Annotated in this window: 14 protein-coding genes; 6 read left to right on the top strand and 8 right to left on the bottom strand. The window is 62.8% G+C overall.

Going from position 1 to position 13861, the window contains the following annotated elements:
• The first annotated feature begins 34 nt into the window (after positions 1-34).
• On the top strand, positions 35-442 hold the full coding sequence (locus C0456_RS06610; RefSeq protein WP_291049837.1) for a helix-turn-helix domain-containing protein: 408 nt from the start codon (positions 35-37) through the stop codon (positions 440-442).
• Between the two features lie 10 nt (positions 443-452).
• Here the strand turns inward: C0456_RS06610 and rnhA are convergent, their stop codons facing one another.
• Genes rnhA through C0456_RS06585 form a run of 5 tightly spaced genes read right to left on the bottom strand, consistent with a single transcriptional unit; the run spans position 453 to position 5576 of the window.
• A complete protein-coding gene (rnhA, locus tag C0456_RS06605; RefSeq protein ID WP_367179222.1) occupies positions 453-902 on the bottom strand; it encodes a ribonuclease HI in 450 nt (149 codons plus the stop codon).
• Positions 903-945: 43 nt separating this feature from the next.
• Positions 946-1533, bottom strand: a complete 588-nt coding sequence (locus tag C0456_RS06600; protein WP_291049833.1) for a hypothetical protein — start codon at positions 1531-1533, stop codon at positions 946-948.
• Positions 1530-2516, bottom strand: a complete 987-nt coding sequence (locus C0456_RS06595; protein ID WP_291049831.1) for a homoserine kinase — start codon at positions 2514-2516, stop codon at positions 1530-1532. The genes C0456_RS06600 and C0456_RS06595 overlap by 4 nt, the downstream gene beginning before the upstream one ends.
• A gap of 11 nt (positions 2517-2527) precedes the next feature.
• A complete protein-coding gene (locus C0456_RS06590; protein WP_291049828.1) occupies positions 2528-4039 on the bottom strand; it encodes an MFS transporter in 1512 nt (503 codons plus the stop codon).
• A gap of 40 nt (positions 4040-4079) precedes the next feature.
• Complete coding sequence (locus C0456_RS06585; RefSeq protein ID WP_291049826.1) at positions 4080-5576, bottom strand: MFS transporter; 1497 nt, start codon at positions 5574-5576, stop codon at positions 4080-4082.
• A gap of 271 nt (positions 5577-5847) precedes the next feature.
• On the opposite strand from C0456_RS06585, the gene C0456_RS06580 reads away from it, so the two are divergent.
• On the top strand, positions 5848-7431 hold the full coding sequence (locus C0456_RS06580; protein ID WP_291049824.1) for an ABC-F family ATP-binding cassette domain-containing protein: 1584 nt from the start codon (positions 5848-5850) through the stop codon (positions 7429-7431).
• Here C0456_RS06580 and radC read toward each other — a convergent pair.
• Positions 7424-8170 carry a DNA repair protein RadC gene (radC, locus tag C0456_RS06575; protein ID WP_291049822.1) on the bottom strand — a complete coding sequence of 249 codons (747 nt, stop codon included), beginning with the start codon at positions 8168-8170 and terminating at the stop codon, positions 7424-7426. The two genes, C0456_RS06580 and radC, sit on opposite strands and share 8 nt — an antisense overlap.
• A 181-nt stretch (positions 8171-8351) precedes the next feature.
• Positions 8352-9176: a type I methionyl aminopeptidase gene (map, locus tag C0456_RS06570; protein WP_291049820.1), complete on the bottom strand. Its 825-nt coding sequence runs from the start codon at positions 9174-9176 to the stop codon at positions 8352-8354.
• 103 nt (positions 9177-9279) lie between these two features.
• On the opposite strand from map, the gene C0456_RS06565 reads away from it, so the two are divergent.
• The 4 genes from C0456_RS06565 (at position 9280) to C0456_RS06550 (ending at position 12808) form a co-directional block, all read left to right on the top strand.
• Positions 9280-10593: a serine hydrolase gene (locus C0456_RS06565; RefSeq protein ID WP_291049819.1), complete on the top strand. Its 1314-nt coding sequence runs from the start codon at positions 9280-9282 to the stop codon at positions 10591-10593.
• Entirely contained in the window at positions 10590-11348 is a 759-nt protein-coding gene (locus C0456_RS06560; protein ID WP_291049818.1) for a molybdopterin-binding protein, read from the top strand. Before C0456_RS06565 ends, C0456_RS06560 begins: the two co-directional genes overlap by 4 nt.
• 110 nt (positions 11349-11458) lie before the next feature.
• Positions 11459-11944, top strand: a complete 486-nt coding sequence (locus C0456_RS06555; RefSeq protein WP_291049816.1) for a hypothetical protein — start codon at positions 11459-11461, stop codon at positions 11942-11944.
• An 81-nt stretch (positions 11945-12025) separates the two neighbouring features.
• Entirely contained in the window at positions 12026-12808 is a 783-nt protein-coding gene (locus C0456_RS06550) for an enoyl-CoA hydratase (RefSeq protein ID WP_291049814.1), read from the top strand.
• A 137-nt stretch (positions 12809-12945) separates the two neighbouring features.
• Here the strand turns inward: C0456_RS06550 and C0456_RS06545 are convergent, their stop codons facing one another.
• Positions 12946-13722: a class III extradiol ring-cleavage dioxygenase gene (locus C0456_RS06545; protein WP_291049812.1), complete on the bottom strand. Its 777-nt coding sequence runs from the start codon at positions 13720-13722 to the stop codon at positions 12946-12948.
• Between the last annotated feature and the right edge of the window lie 139 nt (positions 13723-13861).

Here is a 13861-nt window from a genome sequence, read left to right as displayed (position 1 = left end):
TAAAGTAAGTACGCACATTTAGGTAAGTATGAGCATGGCTGACAAGAAGGATACCGGCCCGCCTTTATCCCTCTCGGAGGCGATGGCGTGCGGCCAGCTGTTTGCTGAGGCCTGCCCATCGCGGGAGGTGCTCAAGCATGTCACCAGCCGCTGGGGCGTTCTGGTGCTGATAGCCTTGATGACGGGCACGCACCGGTTCAGCGAATTGCGCCGCAAGATCGGCGGTGTTAGCGAGCGGATGCTTGCCCAGACGCTGCAATGGCTGGAGCAGGACGGCTTTGTGAGTCGCGTTTCCTATCCCGTTGTGCCCCCGCATGTGGAGTACAGCCTCACGCCTCTGGGCGAAGAGGTCGGGGCGCGCGTGCGGGATTTGGCCGACTGGATCGAGTTGAACCTGCCGCGCATTTCAGAGGCGTGGGAGGCCCGGAACGAAGAGGCCTGATACGGGGCCTCTATTTCCGCCCGCGGGCTTCTTCGGTGCCCCGGCGCGCAAGTTCGTCTGCACGTTCATTGCCTTCGTCGCCATTATGGCCCTTCACCCATTTCCAGGTGATGTCATGGCGTTTGCAGGCTTCTTCCATCGCCATCCAGAGCTCCTGGTTTTTCACAGGTTTCTTGTCGGCGGTTTTCCAGCCATTGCGTTTCCAGCCCTTGATCCATTTGGTCAGGCCGTCCTTCACATAGGTGGAGTCAACATTGAGCGTGACCTTTGACGGCCGCTTGAGGGCGCTTAGCGCCTCGATCACGGCTGTCATTTCCATCCGGTTGTTGGTTGTGGCCGGGTCGCCGCCATAGAGTTCCTTCTCATGGCCGTTCCACCGGATCAGCGCGCCCCAGCCGCCGGGGCCTGGGTTGCCGCTGCAGGCGCCATCGGTCCAGATTTCAATCACGTCTTCAGTCATCCCCGCGAGGTGCGGGGCTTCGGCGGCCGCGTCAAGGCAGGCTTTAGAAGACATTCACATCCAATTCCGTCAGCTGCCGGGCGGGCTGCACGATGGCGTGGAAAAGAAAGCCGCAGAAGGTGCCGGCAAGCCCCCCGATGCATGCCCCGCATATCAGAGCGCCGGCGGCAGAAGCGGGCCCGCCGAACAGGCCGAACAGGCAGGTTGTTCCGCCCACAAGGATTGCGCCCCAGATCGCCCCCCAGCGGAGATAAGACTTTACGCCAGAAATGCGCCGGTGAGGAAACCGGCCCACGGAAAAGCCAATGACAATCGCTGCGGCAGGAATGGTGATGAAAAACAGAATGAAATTCATTGCCGAAAGCTGAGCGGCAAGCAGCGCGCCGCCGCCGAAATCATCCCCGCCCGCCGCCAGCCCGCTGCTGCTGCCAAGGCCAATGAAAAGCATGATCACGGTCATGGCGAGAAGGCCGACAATTGAAACGACGACACAGGCGGCGAGCGCGGACAGAAAGATCGCCAGATTCAGCCGTTTAAAGCGCCTTGGCTGAGCCTCCATGGCATAGGCCGGTGCCGCCTCTGCGGGCGTTGTCATCTCGGTTCGCGGGTCCGAAGCGTTGCTGCCTGTCATGCCCCATAGCCTTCGGCGGTTTCCATCTTGCGATGGAAAGCCAGCCGAGCGGCGTATTCAAGGGGGTTTTTGGGCCGGACGAGGGCGCCGGCTGGTGTGGAGGACCAATCGGCAAGGCGCGTCAGGAAAAACCGCATTGCCGAGCCGAGGCAGAGCGCCGGCAGCGCGTCCAGCTCTGCCGTCTCCAGCGGGCGCACCGACTGGTAGCCCGCTATCAATGCAGCGCCCTTTGAGAAGTTGTACTCCAGCCGCGAAGCATCCGTCGCGTTGCCCTCCTCGAAGGCCCAGGAATTGAGGCAGACGGCGAGATCATAGGCCAGCGCATCGGTACAGGCGAAATAGAAGTCGATGGCGCCGGTGAAGGTGTCGCCCAGAAAGAAGGCGTTGTCCGGGAAAAGGTCGGCATGGATCGTTCCGCGCGGCAGATGGCCTGAGAAGGCGCGGGCCGCATTGATCCTGTCAAAACAGGCATCGACCTCCTGCGAGAGACCCGGCTGAAGCGCGTCGGCGTCGCCTGCGCGGCCTTCCCACATCCGCCGCCAGGCGGCCGGGCCGAGGGCGTTTTCCCGGTGTCCTTGGAAGCCCGCGAGCGCCAGGTGCATCCGCGCAAGGCCCTCCCCCAGCGAGCGGCATTGCTTTGCATTCGGGCGCTTGGGCGAAAGACCTTCCAGGAAGGTGACGATCACCGCTGGCCGGCCTTCCAGCGTGCGCAGAGCCTCGCCATCGCGGCCCATAACGGGCTGCGGGCACGGAAACCCGTTTGAGGAAAGATGCTGCTTGAGGCCGATGAAGTAAGGCAGGTCGGCTGCGTTCACCCGTTTCTCAAAAAGGGTGAGGATGTACCGGCCCTGTCGGGTTTCGAGATAGTAGTTCGAATTCTCGACACCCTCGGCAATGCCCTTGAACGCAAGTGCCTCGCCGAGATCATACTCGGCGAGGAAGCCTGCGAGCGCCTCATCAGAAACTTGCGTGTATACCGCCATAGGCGGCGCCCTTACGCAGTTTTGTGAAGCATGTCACGCTGTAGCGTCTTGCCAGCGAGCAGGTAGTGCAGCGCTGCCCAGGCGTACAGGCAGTTGAAGATGATGATCGACCACTGCAGTCCTTTCGCATCCGCGTTGCGGCAGGCGGCGAAAGCCTCTTCTGCAAGCGTGCCAAGGTTCCGGCAGGCATCCAGTGTGAGGCCGAGATCTGCGCCTGAAAGGGCTACTGATTTTAGCGCCGTGGAGAGCGCGCCGATTGTCGGCGGACCCAGGCCGTAGCCGAGCAGGTTCACCACGAAGAGTGTCAGCGCCACGGCAGTCGCCCGCATCCGGCTATCCACCACTCCGCCCGAGATCGCATACATCGGGCCGAGATAGAAATAGTGGATCATGGCTGCGATCATCAGGGGTGGCATCGCGAGCCAAAGATTGTCCACCGAGTACCCGATAGCGTAGAAGGGCACAGAGAGGCCCATGCCCAGCGCAGGCAACCAGGACAGCGAGGTTGGATACCTCTTCGCCCAACGGTCGGACAGCCAGCCAGACATAAATACTCCAATTGCCGCCATGACACCGAGAATGATGCCAAAGAGCAGCGCGGCCTGCTGGATCGTCAGGCCATGGGTACGGATCAGGAAGGAAGTGGTGAACTGGCCAACGCCATAGCCGATGAAGGAGGCGACCGTGGCGCCGATAACCACATGCACATAAGTCGGCTTCCGAAGCAGAATGCCCATCACCTGCAAGAAGCTGGTGCGCGCTTCATCAGGTTTGCGCTGCATCTCCGGCGGGTCGGAATATCCTCGCGGCGGCTCGCGTACGGTTAGCCAGACCGTGAGGCTTAGGAGCAGGCCGGGAATACCGACGACAATAAATGCGATGCGCCAGCCTTCGATCTGTGACCAGTCCAGCACGTTGGCAGCCCATGTCCAGCCCCAGGCCTCGAAAGCGGCCGCCACTTGCGGGCCATCGAGATTGCCTGCGACGAAGCCACCGAAAATGGCCGCAAACATGCCGCCAAGCGGCACGCCAAGGGCATATATGGATACCGCGGTTGCCCGGCTTGAAGGCTTGAAATAGTCCGCGATCAGCGACTGGGCAGGCGGGGTACAGCCCGCTTCGCCGACAGACACCCCGATCCGGAACAGGAAGAGGATCAGGAATGTGGTGGCGAAGCCGCACAGGACCGTCATCAAGCTCCAGAAGCCCACCGCCAATGCGATAATGGCTACCCGGTTCACCCGTTCTGACAAACGCGCGATCGGAATACCCAGGAACGTGTACAGGATTGCAAAAGCTGGCCCACCAAGAAGGCCCATCTGCCAGTCTTCGACCCCGAAGCTCGCCTTGATGGGTTCCGTGAGAATGTTGATGATCGTGCGATCGATGAAGTTGAAAATATAGACAAGCAAAAGTGAGCCGAGCACGTAGGCCCGGTATTCCTTGCTCCGAAATCCGGTCAGGTGCCCGGTAGCGGGCTCTGTAGACGCGTCTGTCTGGCTAGGGGTGGCGGCGTCGGTCATTCGGGTCTCCACGACAGTCAGGCAATGTATTGGCGGAAAATCAGGTGGCGGGGCTCCAGCGATCCTTGAGGAAGGTGCGGGAGGCGAGGAAATAGAAGGCAGCGGCAATCACGAAGAACAGGACTGTGGCGACCATCGACTGGCGCAGCCCCTCGGCATAAGCCGAACAGAGCGCCGGTCCGAGGTCTCCAAGTTCAGCCATCCGGCTGGCGCAGAAGCCGGGATTGAAGGTGGTGAAGGCTTCTTCCAGGCCATTCTTGCGGATGATCCCGCCCATGAAGGCGCTGCTCATCATGCCCGTAAACATCGGGCCGAGGCCATTGCCGATGAGGCTGACGATCAGCAGCAGCACCGACACCGTTGTGGCGCGCGAGCGCGGGCTGACGATAGCTGTCGACACGGTGTATTGCGCGCCGAGATAAGCATAATGTGCAATCGCGGCGATGACCCACATCCAGAAGGCCATCGTCAGCGACGGCGTCGTGAAGGCGGCAATGTAGGCTGGAATCGCAACCAGCAGCCCCACGCCAGGAAGCCAGGCGACCACGGCAGGAAAGCGCGTAGACAGTTTCTCAGACAGGAAACCGCCCAGGAAGGTGCCGAACGCGGCGACGGCCGCCAGCGGGGCGCCATATCGGATGGCCGCTTCCGAAACGCTGACCCCATGCACGCGCATCAGGAACGGGGCCTGAAAGCTGATAAGGCCATAGCCGACGAACGCAACGAAAGCGGCGCCCAGTGACAGCGTCCAGAAAGTCGGCTTTGCCCCGAACTCCCGGAAGGCCTCAAAAAACCCGGCCTTTTCCACAGGCGTCTTGCCCTTGGGGTCTGAATAGCCGCGCGGCGGTTCGCGCGTGGTCAGCCAAAGGATCAGGGCAACCAGAATGCCCGGCGCGCCGACGATCACGAAGACCAGACGCCAGCCCTCAACCTCTTCCCAATTGATGCCGGAGAAGAGGCCGCCGAGGCCAATCGAGGCCAGGAAGTTGCCGAAATCAGGCCCCTGCAAACCCGCGAGCGCGCCACCGAAAAGCTGAGCCATCACCCCGCCGATGGTAACGCCCATCGAATAGATGCCGATCGCATTGGCGCGACTTTTTGGGGGATAATAATCGGTGATGATGGAGTTGGCGGGCGGCGTACATCCGGCCTCTCCGATCGCCACGCCTACGCGGAAGAGGAGCAGCCAGAGAAAGCTCGCCGCCAGTCCGCAAAAGACGGTCATCACGGACCAGATGACGACGCAGAGCGAGATAATGAAGACGCGGTTGCCCCGATCAGCCCACATGGCGATCGGTATGCCCATCAGGGCATAGAACAGGGCAAAGGGCGGGCCGGTCAGCAGGCCCCATTGCGTATCGCTCAGCGAGAAGGTGTTGATGATCGGCTGAGCGACGACGGTGATCACCGTGCGATCGATGAAGTTCAGCGTGTAGATCAGGGTGAGGGCGATGAGGACATAGGAGCGGTACGGCTTGGTGCCGAAACCGGTAATGTGCCCGTTGCCAGTTTCAGCCGCGTCTGCGGGTGCCGTCATGTGTCGCTCGCCTCCCAGGGAAACGCGCTTCTGCCGGCGCGCCGTTTGATGACCGGACGGTAACGGCCCCGGCGCGCCCTGCAAGTCTTATCGTTAGGGAAGGCGCAGTTGGTCCCCGGCTTTCGTGCCGGACGCGAGTTGAACTTTTCGTGAGCGGTGCCTATGTCGCAGTCCCAAACAAGAATTCCACAGCCAAGCGTGAGGCTCTGCGTCATGAACAACCACCGGAAAACGACCGCCCTCGGATCAGTTTACCGGATGAGTTCACACCATGTCTGCCTCCATCACCTTCGCTTCGCTGAGCTTTGCCCTGCCTGACGGCCGGGTTCTCTTTTCAGACCTTAATTTCACCATCAATCGGGAACGCGCCGGTATCGTCGGCCGCAACGGCGTTGGAAAATCCACCCTGCTCAAGCTGATTTCCGGCGCGATCGGCCCTGCTTCCGGCTCGGTAATGGTTACCGGGACGGCCGGTGTGTTACGCCAGTCTTTTGAGCCCTCCCCGGAAGAGACCCTCGCTGGCCTCTTTGCGGTGGAGCCGGCGCTCGCGCGTCTCCGGCGCATTGAGGCGGGCGCTGGCACCGAGACCGATTTCTCCGAAGCCGACTGGACGCTGGAGGGGCGCCTTGCCGAAGCGCTCGCCCGCGCCGGCTTTCCGGGAATGGCATTGGAGACACCGCTTGCCAGCCTGTCCGGCGGCCAGCGGACGCGGGCAAGCCTTGCAGCCCTCATCTTTGCCGAGCCTGACTTCCTGCTGCTGGACGAGCCGACCAACAATCTCGACCGAGAGGGGCGCGCCGCTGTGGCAGCGCTCCTGGCAGGCTGGCGCGGCGGCGCAGTGGTGGTCAGCCATGACCGGGAATTGCTTGAAAACATGGATACCATCATTGAGCTGACATCTCTGGGGGCGGCCCGCTATGGCGGGGGCTGGAGCAGCTACGAAGCGCAGAAGGCGCGCGAACACGCCGCTGCCGAGCAGGACCTGGCGCTTGCGGAACGGCGTGTCGAGGAGGCCGGCGCCAAGGCGCAAGCGGCCGCCGAGCGCAAGGCAAGACGCGATGGCGCCGGCAGCCGGAAAGCCGCGAAGGGCGGCGCTCCGCGTATTTTTCTGGGTACACTGAAGAGCCGCGCCGAAGACTCTTCCGGTGCTCTGGGGCGCCTGGCCGAGCGGCAAAAGGCCGACGCCGAAGAGGCCGCAGCCGAGGCGCGCGGACGGATTGAAGTGCTTCAGCCCTTTGTCGTGAAGCTGCCGCCCACGGGGCTGCCGCCAAATAAAGTGGTGGTCAGCGCGGCAAATCTTGCGGTGGGATATGAAGCGGCCTTTCCGGTGATCCGTGATTTGTCATTTGAGCTGCGCGGGCCGGAGCGGGCGGCGATCTGCGGGCCGAATGGCGCCGGCAAGTCCACCCTGCTCAAGGCCATCACGGGGGCCTTGCCGGCGTTCTCAGGTGAGGTGCAGGCCCATGTGCCCTGGGCGCTCCTGGATCAGGAAGTAAGCCTGCTGGATGGCGCTGGGACTATCCTCGAAAACTTCCGGCGCATAAATCCGGAGGCGGATGAAAATGCCTGCCGCTCCGCCCTGGCGCGCTTCCGCTTCAGGGCCGATGCGGCACTCCAGACAGTGGCGACGCTCAGCGGTGGGGAGCGCCTGCGCGCAGGCCTGGCCTGCGTTCTGGGCGGGACTGCCCCGCCACAACTGCTCATCCTGGATGAGCCGACCAACCATCTCGACATTGCTTCCCTGGAAACCGTCGAAGCCGGGCTGAACGCCTATGATGGCGCGCTGCTTGTGGTCAGCCATGACGAAACATTCCTGGAGCGCGTGGGCGTGACCCGGAAGATCAGTCTCAGATAAGGCCGGACGTGCGGAAGCTCACAACGCCTGATGTGCCGACCACCAGATGATCGTGCACGGAAATATCGAATGGGCCAAGCGCGTCGATGATTTCGCGCGTAATGGAGATGTCGGCGCGTGACGGTTTGGGATCGCCCGAGGGGTGGTTATGCACGAGGATCAGGCTGGAGGCCTGAAGCTCCAGCGCGCGGCGGGCGATCTCCCGCGGATAGACCGGCGCATGGTCCACCGTGCCATGGCCCATGATCTCGTCCACGATCAGCTGGTTTTTCCGGTCGAGGAAGATAACGCGGAACTGTTCGCGCTTTTCATGCTGAAGCTCCCTGCGGACATAGGCCACCAGCGCCGACCAGGAGGATATGACTTCCCTTGCCTTGATCTCCTCACGGGCCGCGCGGGCGTGAAGTTCGGCGATGGCCTTGATATAGGCAGCCACCGTTTCACCCACGCCGGGGACTTTCACAAGCGCGTCTGCAGGGGCAGCGAGGATGGCTGATAGGCAGCCGAACTTCGCTTCGAGCGCCTTGGCAATCGGCTTCACATCCCGGCGCGGGATGAACGCCATCAGCAGCACTTCCAGGATCTCGTAATCGTCCAGCGCTCCGGCGCCGCGGTTCAGCAACTTTGTCCGCAACCGGTCGCGATGCCCTTGCCAGTGGGGTTTGTCCGCGAGGCCGGGCGCGGCAAAGAGGCCGCTGGCTTCCTGGATTCCGTAAGCGGATGAACTTTCTGAGCTCATGGAATCAGTATGCCTCCTGCTTGACGCTTGAGGGGAGCCTGCGACTGAGGCGCGACATGAGCGGGGGATATGGCACGTGAAGCATGCCGGAACATTCCACGAACATAGGCATGCGTCAAGGGGTGGAAAAGAAAGTCTGGGTCCCGGCTTTCGCCGGGATGACAATGCCAAAAGAGAGCGCCTATCCCAGCTTCACCTTGTGCGGCTCATGCCAGCCTTTGGGCGAGGCGGAGAAAATCTCCACGCCGGTTTCGGTCACGCCGACGGAATGCTCAAACTGCGCCGAAAGCTGACGGTCGCGTGTCACAGCGGTCCAGCCGTCCGGAAGGATGGCGGCGTCGCGCCGGCCGAGATTCAGCATCGGTTCAATGGTGAAAAACATGCCGGGCTTGAGTTCCGGGCCCGTGCCCGCCTTGGCGGAGTGAACCACATTGGGCTCATCGTGAAAGAGACGCCCCAAGCCATGCCCGCAGAAATCATCGACGACGGAGTAGCGGTTCAGCCGGGCAATCTCGCTGATCGCCCCGCCAATGTCGCCAAATCGGGCGCCGGGTTTGACGGCAGCAATGCCCGCCATCATCGCTTCATAGGTCACTTCCATCAGGCGCTCGGCCTTGCGCTTCACCTCGCCCACGCCGAACATCCGGCTATGGTCGCCATGCCAGCCATCGAGGATCAGCGTCACGTCGATATTGGCGATGTCGCCATCCTTCAGCGCCTTGGGGCCGGGAATGCCATGGCAGATCACATGGTTCACCGAAATGCAGGAGGCGTGGCGGTAGCCGCGATACCCGATGGTCGCCGAAACGGCGCCGTGATCCTGCACGAATTCGCGCACCAGCGTGTCCAGACGCTCAGTCGTTACACCGGGTTTCACTTCGGGAACCAGCATGTCGAGACATTCGGCGACAAGACGGCCGGCGCGGCGCATCCCCTCGAAGCCTTCGGCATCGTGGATACGGATTTCGCCCGTGCGCATGGGCAGGAGAAGATTTGTGTCGTTCATACGCCCAATATGGCAGCCTGAGCCCCCAGATTCCACTCCCTTCTTGCCGAACGGGCAGACCGCTGCCAGTTATCTCGGCGAAAAGGCATGGGAGAGAGCGGGCATGAAGCGTTTCAGGGTACGGTTTGCGGGCGGAATTCTGGCCCTGGGCGGGGTGGTTCTTGCGGCCTGTGCCAGCGCGCCGGCGGCGCCGCAGCTGGTAGCGCCCGAAGCGAGGGCCGCGGCGGCTCAGCCGGCCTTCAGCGCGGACGGAATTGCCGCGCTCGAAGCCAAAATAGCCTCTTACGTCGATCGGGGAACCGTCAAGGGCATCGCCACGCGGCTCGTCCGGGACGGAGAAATCATCTCTGATTTCCGCCATGGTATCCGGCGCCAGGCAGATGGCGCCCCCGTGGAAGAGGATACGATCTGGCGGATTTATTCCATGTCCAAGCCCGTTACCGGTGTGGGCCTGATGATCCTCTGGGAAGAGGGCAAGTTCCAGCTGGACGATCCGGTCACGAAATACTTCCCCGAATTTGAGGGGCTTCAGGTATTCAAGGGGCTGGACGAGGCGGGCAACCCCCTCCTTGCGCCGGTCAGCCGGCCCCCCACAGTTCAGGAATTGATGAGCCATACGGCTGGGTTTGGGTATGGCCTTGCGCCCGGCAACTATGTCGATGACCGCTTCCGCGAATTGGAGATTTTCCAGTCCCCGGACATGGACGAAATGATCCGGCGCGTGGCGACGATCCCGCTCAAGCACGAGCCGGGCGTGACCTGGGATTACTCCATCTCGGTGGATATTCAGGGCGCCCTCATTGAGCGCCTGTCCGGCCAGACGCTGGGCGAGTTCCTTGAGGCGCGCGTGTTCCAGCCGCTGGGCATGACGGACACGGCCTTCTTTGTGCCCGATGAAAAGTATGACCGGTTCTCTGATGTGTGGGGGCCGAACCCGGAAACGGGGGAACTCGTCCCGTTGCCGATGCCGGGCTTTCTCTACCGCAAGGATACGATCGCCTTCGAAGGCGGCGGGCATGGCTTGGTTGGCACGCTGGGCGACTATGCCCGCTTCACCGACATGCTGGCCAAGGGCGGCACGCTGGACGGCGTTCAGGTGCTCAAGCCGGAAACGGTGCAGATGATGGCGACGAACTTCCTGCCGGAGGGCGTGTTCATAGGCCACAACGGCACCACGACAGATCCTTCTGCCGGCGGCGGTTTCGGGCTCGATTTCGCCGTGATCCTCAAGGATGGCGAAGCCTATCCGAAAGGCGCCTTCATGTGGGGCGGCGCAGCGGGCACATGGTTCTGGGTGGACCCTGTCAACAAGGTAAGCTTCGTGGGGATGATCCAGGTGTTCGGCGGATCATTGGACCGCAGTATGCGGACGGAATCGGCCGAACTCGTTTATGATGCGCTTCAGGAGACCAAATGACCCAGCCCACCGCCGCCGTTCTGCTGATCGGGGATGAGCTGCTCTCCGGGCGTACCCGTGACATTAACCTGCAGCAGATTGCGCAATATCTGGAGCCGATTGGCATTCCTGTGCGGGAGTGCCGGACGGTGCCGGATGTGGAAGAGGAGATCGTGGCGGCGGTAAACGCCCTGCGCGCGAAGTACACCTACGTGTTCACCACCGGCGGCATCGGCCCGACGCATGATGACATCACGGCTGACGCGATTGCCGCCGCCTTCAAGACCGGCATCTCCGAACACCCCGAGGTGCTGGCGGAAATGGCCGAGCGCTACAAGGCCATGAACACCGAGTTCACGCCCGCCCGCCGCCGCATGGCGCGCATTCCGCACGGGGCAGAAATCGTGAAGAATCCGGTGTCTGGCGCGCCGGGTTTCCAGATGGAGAACGTCTTCACTATGGCCGGTGTACCCCAGATTGCGCGCGCCATGCTGGAGGATATCGGCCATCGCCTGGAGGGCGGCGCGCGGGTCTACAAGGTGCAGCTGCGCGGCCCCGGCCTGCGCGAGGGCGACCTTGCCGAGCCCCTCGGCGCCATTGCCAAGGCCTATCCGGACGTCTCCATTGGCTCATACCCCTGGTATCTGGGGATGGGGGACAATGGCGTGGCGCTGGTGGCCCGGTCGACCGATACGGTCAGGCTGGAAACGGTGCGGGGCGAGTTGGAAACGCTGATGCGGGGCCTGGGTGTGGAGCCCATCCCGGACCCGCTCTGACGAGAGATAAAGCGTGGATAAGGGGGCCAAAAGACTCCAACGGTTCCTCCAACCACGCCCCGGAAAACTCCAACGAAGCATCCATAAAACTCCAAGGGGGAGGAGAGAAAATGCAGTTCCTGACGCGCGCGCCCGTCCTGTTGGCGCTCTTCGTGATGATGATCCTGTCCGGCGCCGGGTTCCAGGTTTTCGGCCCGGCGGTCGGCGGGGCGTATCTCGACATGGTTTCCGAGCCCGCCGAGGTGCGGGCCCTGTTCGAGGCGCTGACGCCGGAGCAGAAGACCGCGCATTTCTGGGTGACGGTTCTCAATGACACCATCTTCCCCTTAAGTTTCGGCCTCCTCTTTGCCGGGATGGCGCTGCGTTTCTTTGGCAAATGGGGCAAGCTGGCAGCGCTGCCCGGCTTTGCCGTCCTGATCTTTGACCTGACCGAGAACACCGTGCAGGCCCTCGCCCTGGCCGGGGTGGCCGACGCGCTGGACGCCAAGGCCTGGATCACGCCGCTCAAGTTTGGCCTGTTCTGGCTGGCGGCCGCCATCGCCATCCTCGCGGCGCTGATCGGCCTCTACCGGCTCGCTACCCGCCGCAAGGCCTGAGCCACGCGACGCCGCGTCAGGCTTGGCGGGCTTTGCCGCCCGGCCTAACACATCTGCCAAACCCATCCGGAGGAATGCCCCATGTCCGAACCCATCGTCCTGACCGAACGCCACGGCGCTGTCTGCCTTGTCACGCTGAACCGGCCGGACGCCCTCAACGCGCTCAACCGCGCCCTGCGCGCCGAGATCGTGCGCGTGTTCAATGAGCTGAAAGACGATCCTGAAATCCGCGCGGTCGTCCTGACCGGCGCTGGCCGCGCCTTCACGGCGGGGATCGACCTGAAAGAAGCCGGCCAGACCGGCTTTGCCCTCGGCGCCGACGAGGATTCCAAGTCCATCAACATGCTCGCCGCCCTCGAAGCCTATCCCTGGCCGATCATTGGCGCGATCAATGGCTTTGCCATCACCGGCGGTTTTGAGCTCGCCCTGATGTGCGACGTACTGCTGGCGTCTGAACACGCCCGTTTCGCTGATACCCATGCCCGCGTCGGCATTGTGCCGGGCTGGGGGCTCTCGCAGAAACTCTCCCGCCTCATCGGCATCAGCCGCGCCAAGGAACTCTCCTTCACCGGCAATTTCATCGATGCGCACACGTCCGAGAAATGGGGCCTCGTCAACCGCGTATATCCGGCCGCAGACCTTGTGCCCGCCGCCCTCCAGATGGCCACCGAGATGACCTCGACCAATCCCGACCTCCTGCGCAAATACAAGGCGCTGATCGATGACGGCTTCGGTATGAATTTCGCTGCCGCCATGAAGGAAGAAGTGACGCGCTCGATCGAGCATTCCAAATCGGTCTCGGCGTCGGCCGTGGAAGAGGCGCGCAAGCAGGTGACCGCGCGCGGGCGGGACCAGCAGGGGTAATTCCTCTCAACCCCTCTCCCGCTAGCGGGAGAGGGGCAGGGGTGAGGGCTCTGATCTCTCCTCTGGCACTGCATTTGAGGAGAGGTTGCGCCCCCTCATCCCCAACCCCTTCTCCCAGGGGAGAAGGGGCTTTTGCGTCAGGCTGCAAATTCAAACGCATCCATCCTCAGTACACTGAACGTAACCGACGTGTGCAGGCGTTCCATCCGCGCGCCCTTGCCCGCGGCGCCAAGCGCCACGAAGAGGGGGAGAAAATGCTCCTCAGTCGGATGGTTGCGGGCGGCGTTCGGGGCGCGCTGGCGATAGTTGACGAGATCGTCCACCCGGCCTTCCACCAGCGCCGTGTTCACCCAGTCTCCAAAGGATTTCACCCATTCCGGCTCCTCATTGGGTCCGCGCCAGCGGACGCTGCGCAGGTCATGGGTGAGGCTGCCGCTGCCGAGGATCAGCACGCCCTCTTCAGCGAGCGGGCGCAGGGCCTCGCCAAGCCTGAGATGATGCGCCGGGCCAAGATGGGTCTGCAGGGATAGCTGCAGCACGGGAATATCGGCCGCCGGAAAGGCGAGCTTCAGCGGCACCCAGGCGCCATGATCCAGGCCGCGGGCGGGATCGAGCGTAGCCGAAAGGCCGGCGTCGTCCAGCAATGCCTTGACGCGCGCGGCGAGCGCCGGATCGCCCGGCGCGGGGTATTGCTGCTGGTACATCACGCCCGGAAAGCCGCCGTAATCATGGATCGTCGGCGGGGCAGGCGAGGCGGTGATGCGCGGAGCAGGTGTTTCCCAATGGGCGGAGGCGACAAGGATCGCCTTCGGGCGCGAATGCGTCTTGCTGAGCTGCATCAGGAAATCGCGCGCAGGCACATCGTCAAAGATCAGCGTGGGCGAGCCGTGGGACACGAATATCGGGGCGATCATGAGAGGAGCGTCTCCTTCCGTCTTGCTTCCCCTTAGGTAAGAGAGGTTTCCTGCCAGCGACAGGCCCACTCCGGCCTGACAGTTATGCCGCGATTGCATGAAAGGCGCCGGGTTGCGCTGGGGCCCATGGCGGGCTTAA

The organism is Hyphomonas sp. (assembly GCF_013823385.1).
In the GTDB taxonomy this organism is placed as follows: Bacteria; Pseudomonadota; Alphaproteobacteria; order Caulobacterales; family Hyphomonadaceae; genus Hyphomonas.
This window is presented reverse-complemented; position numbering and strand designations above follow the sequence as displayed.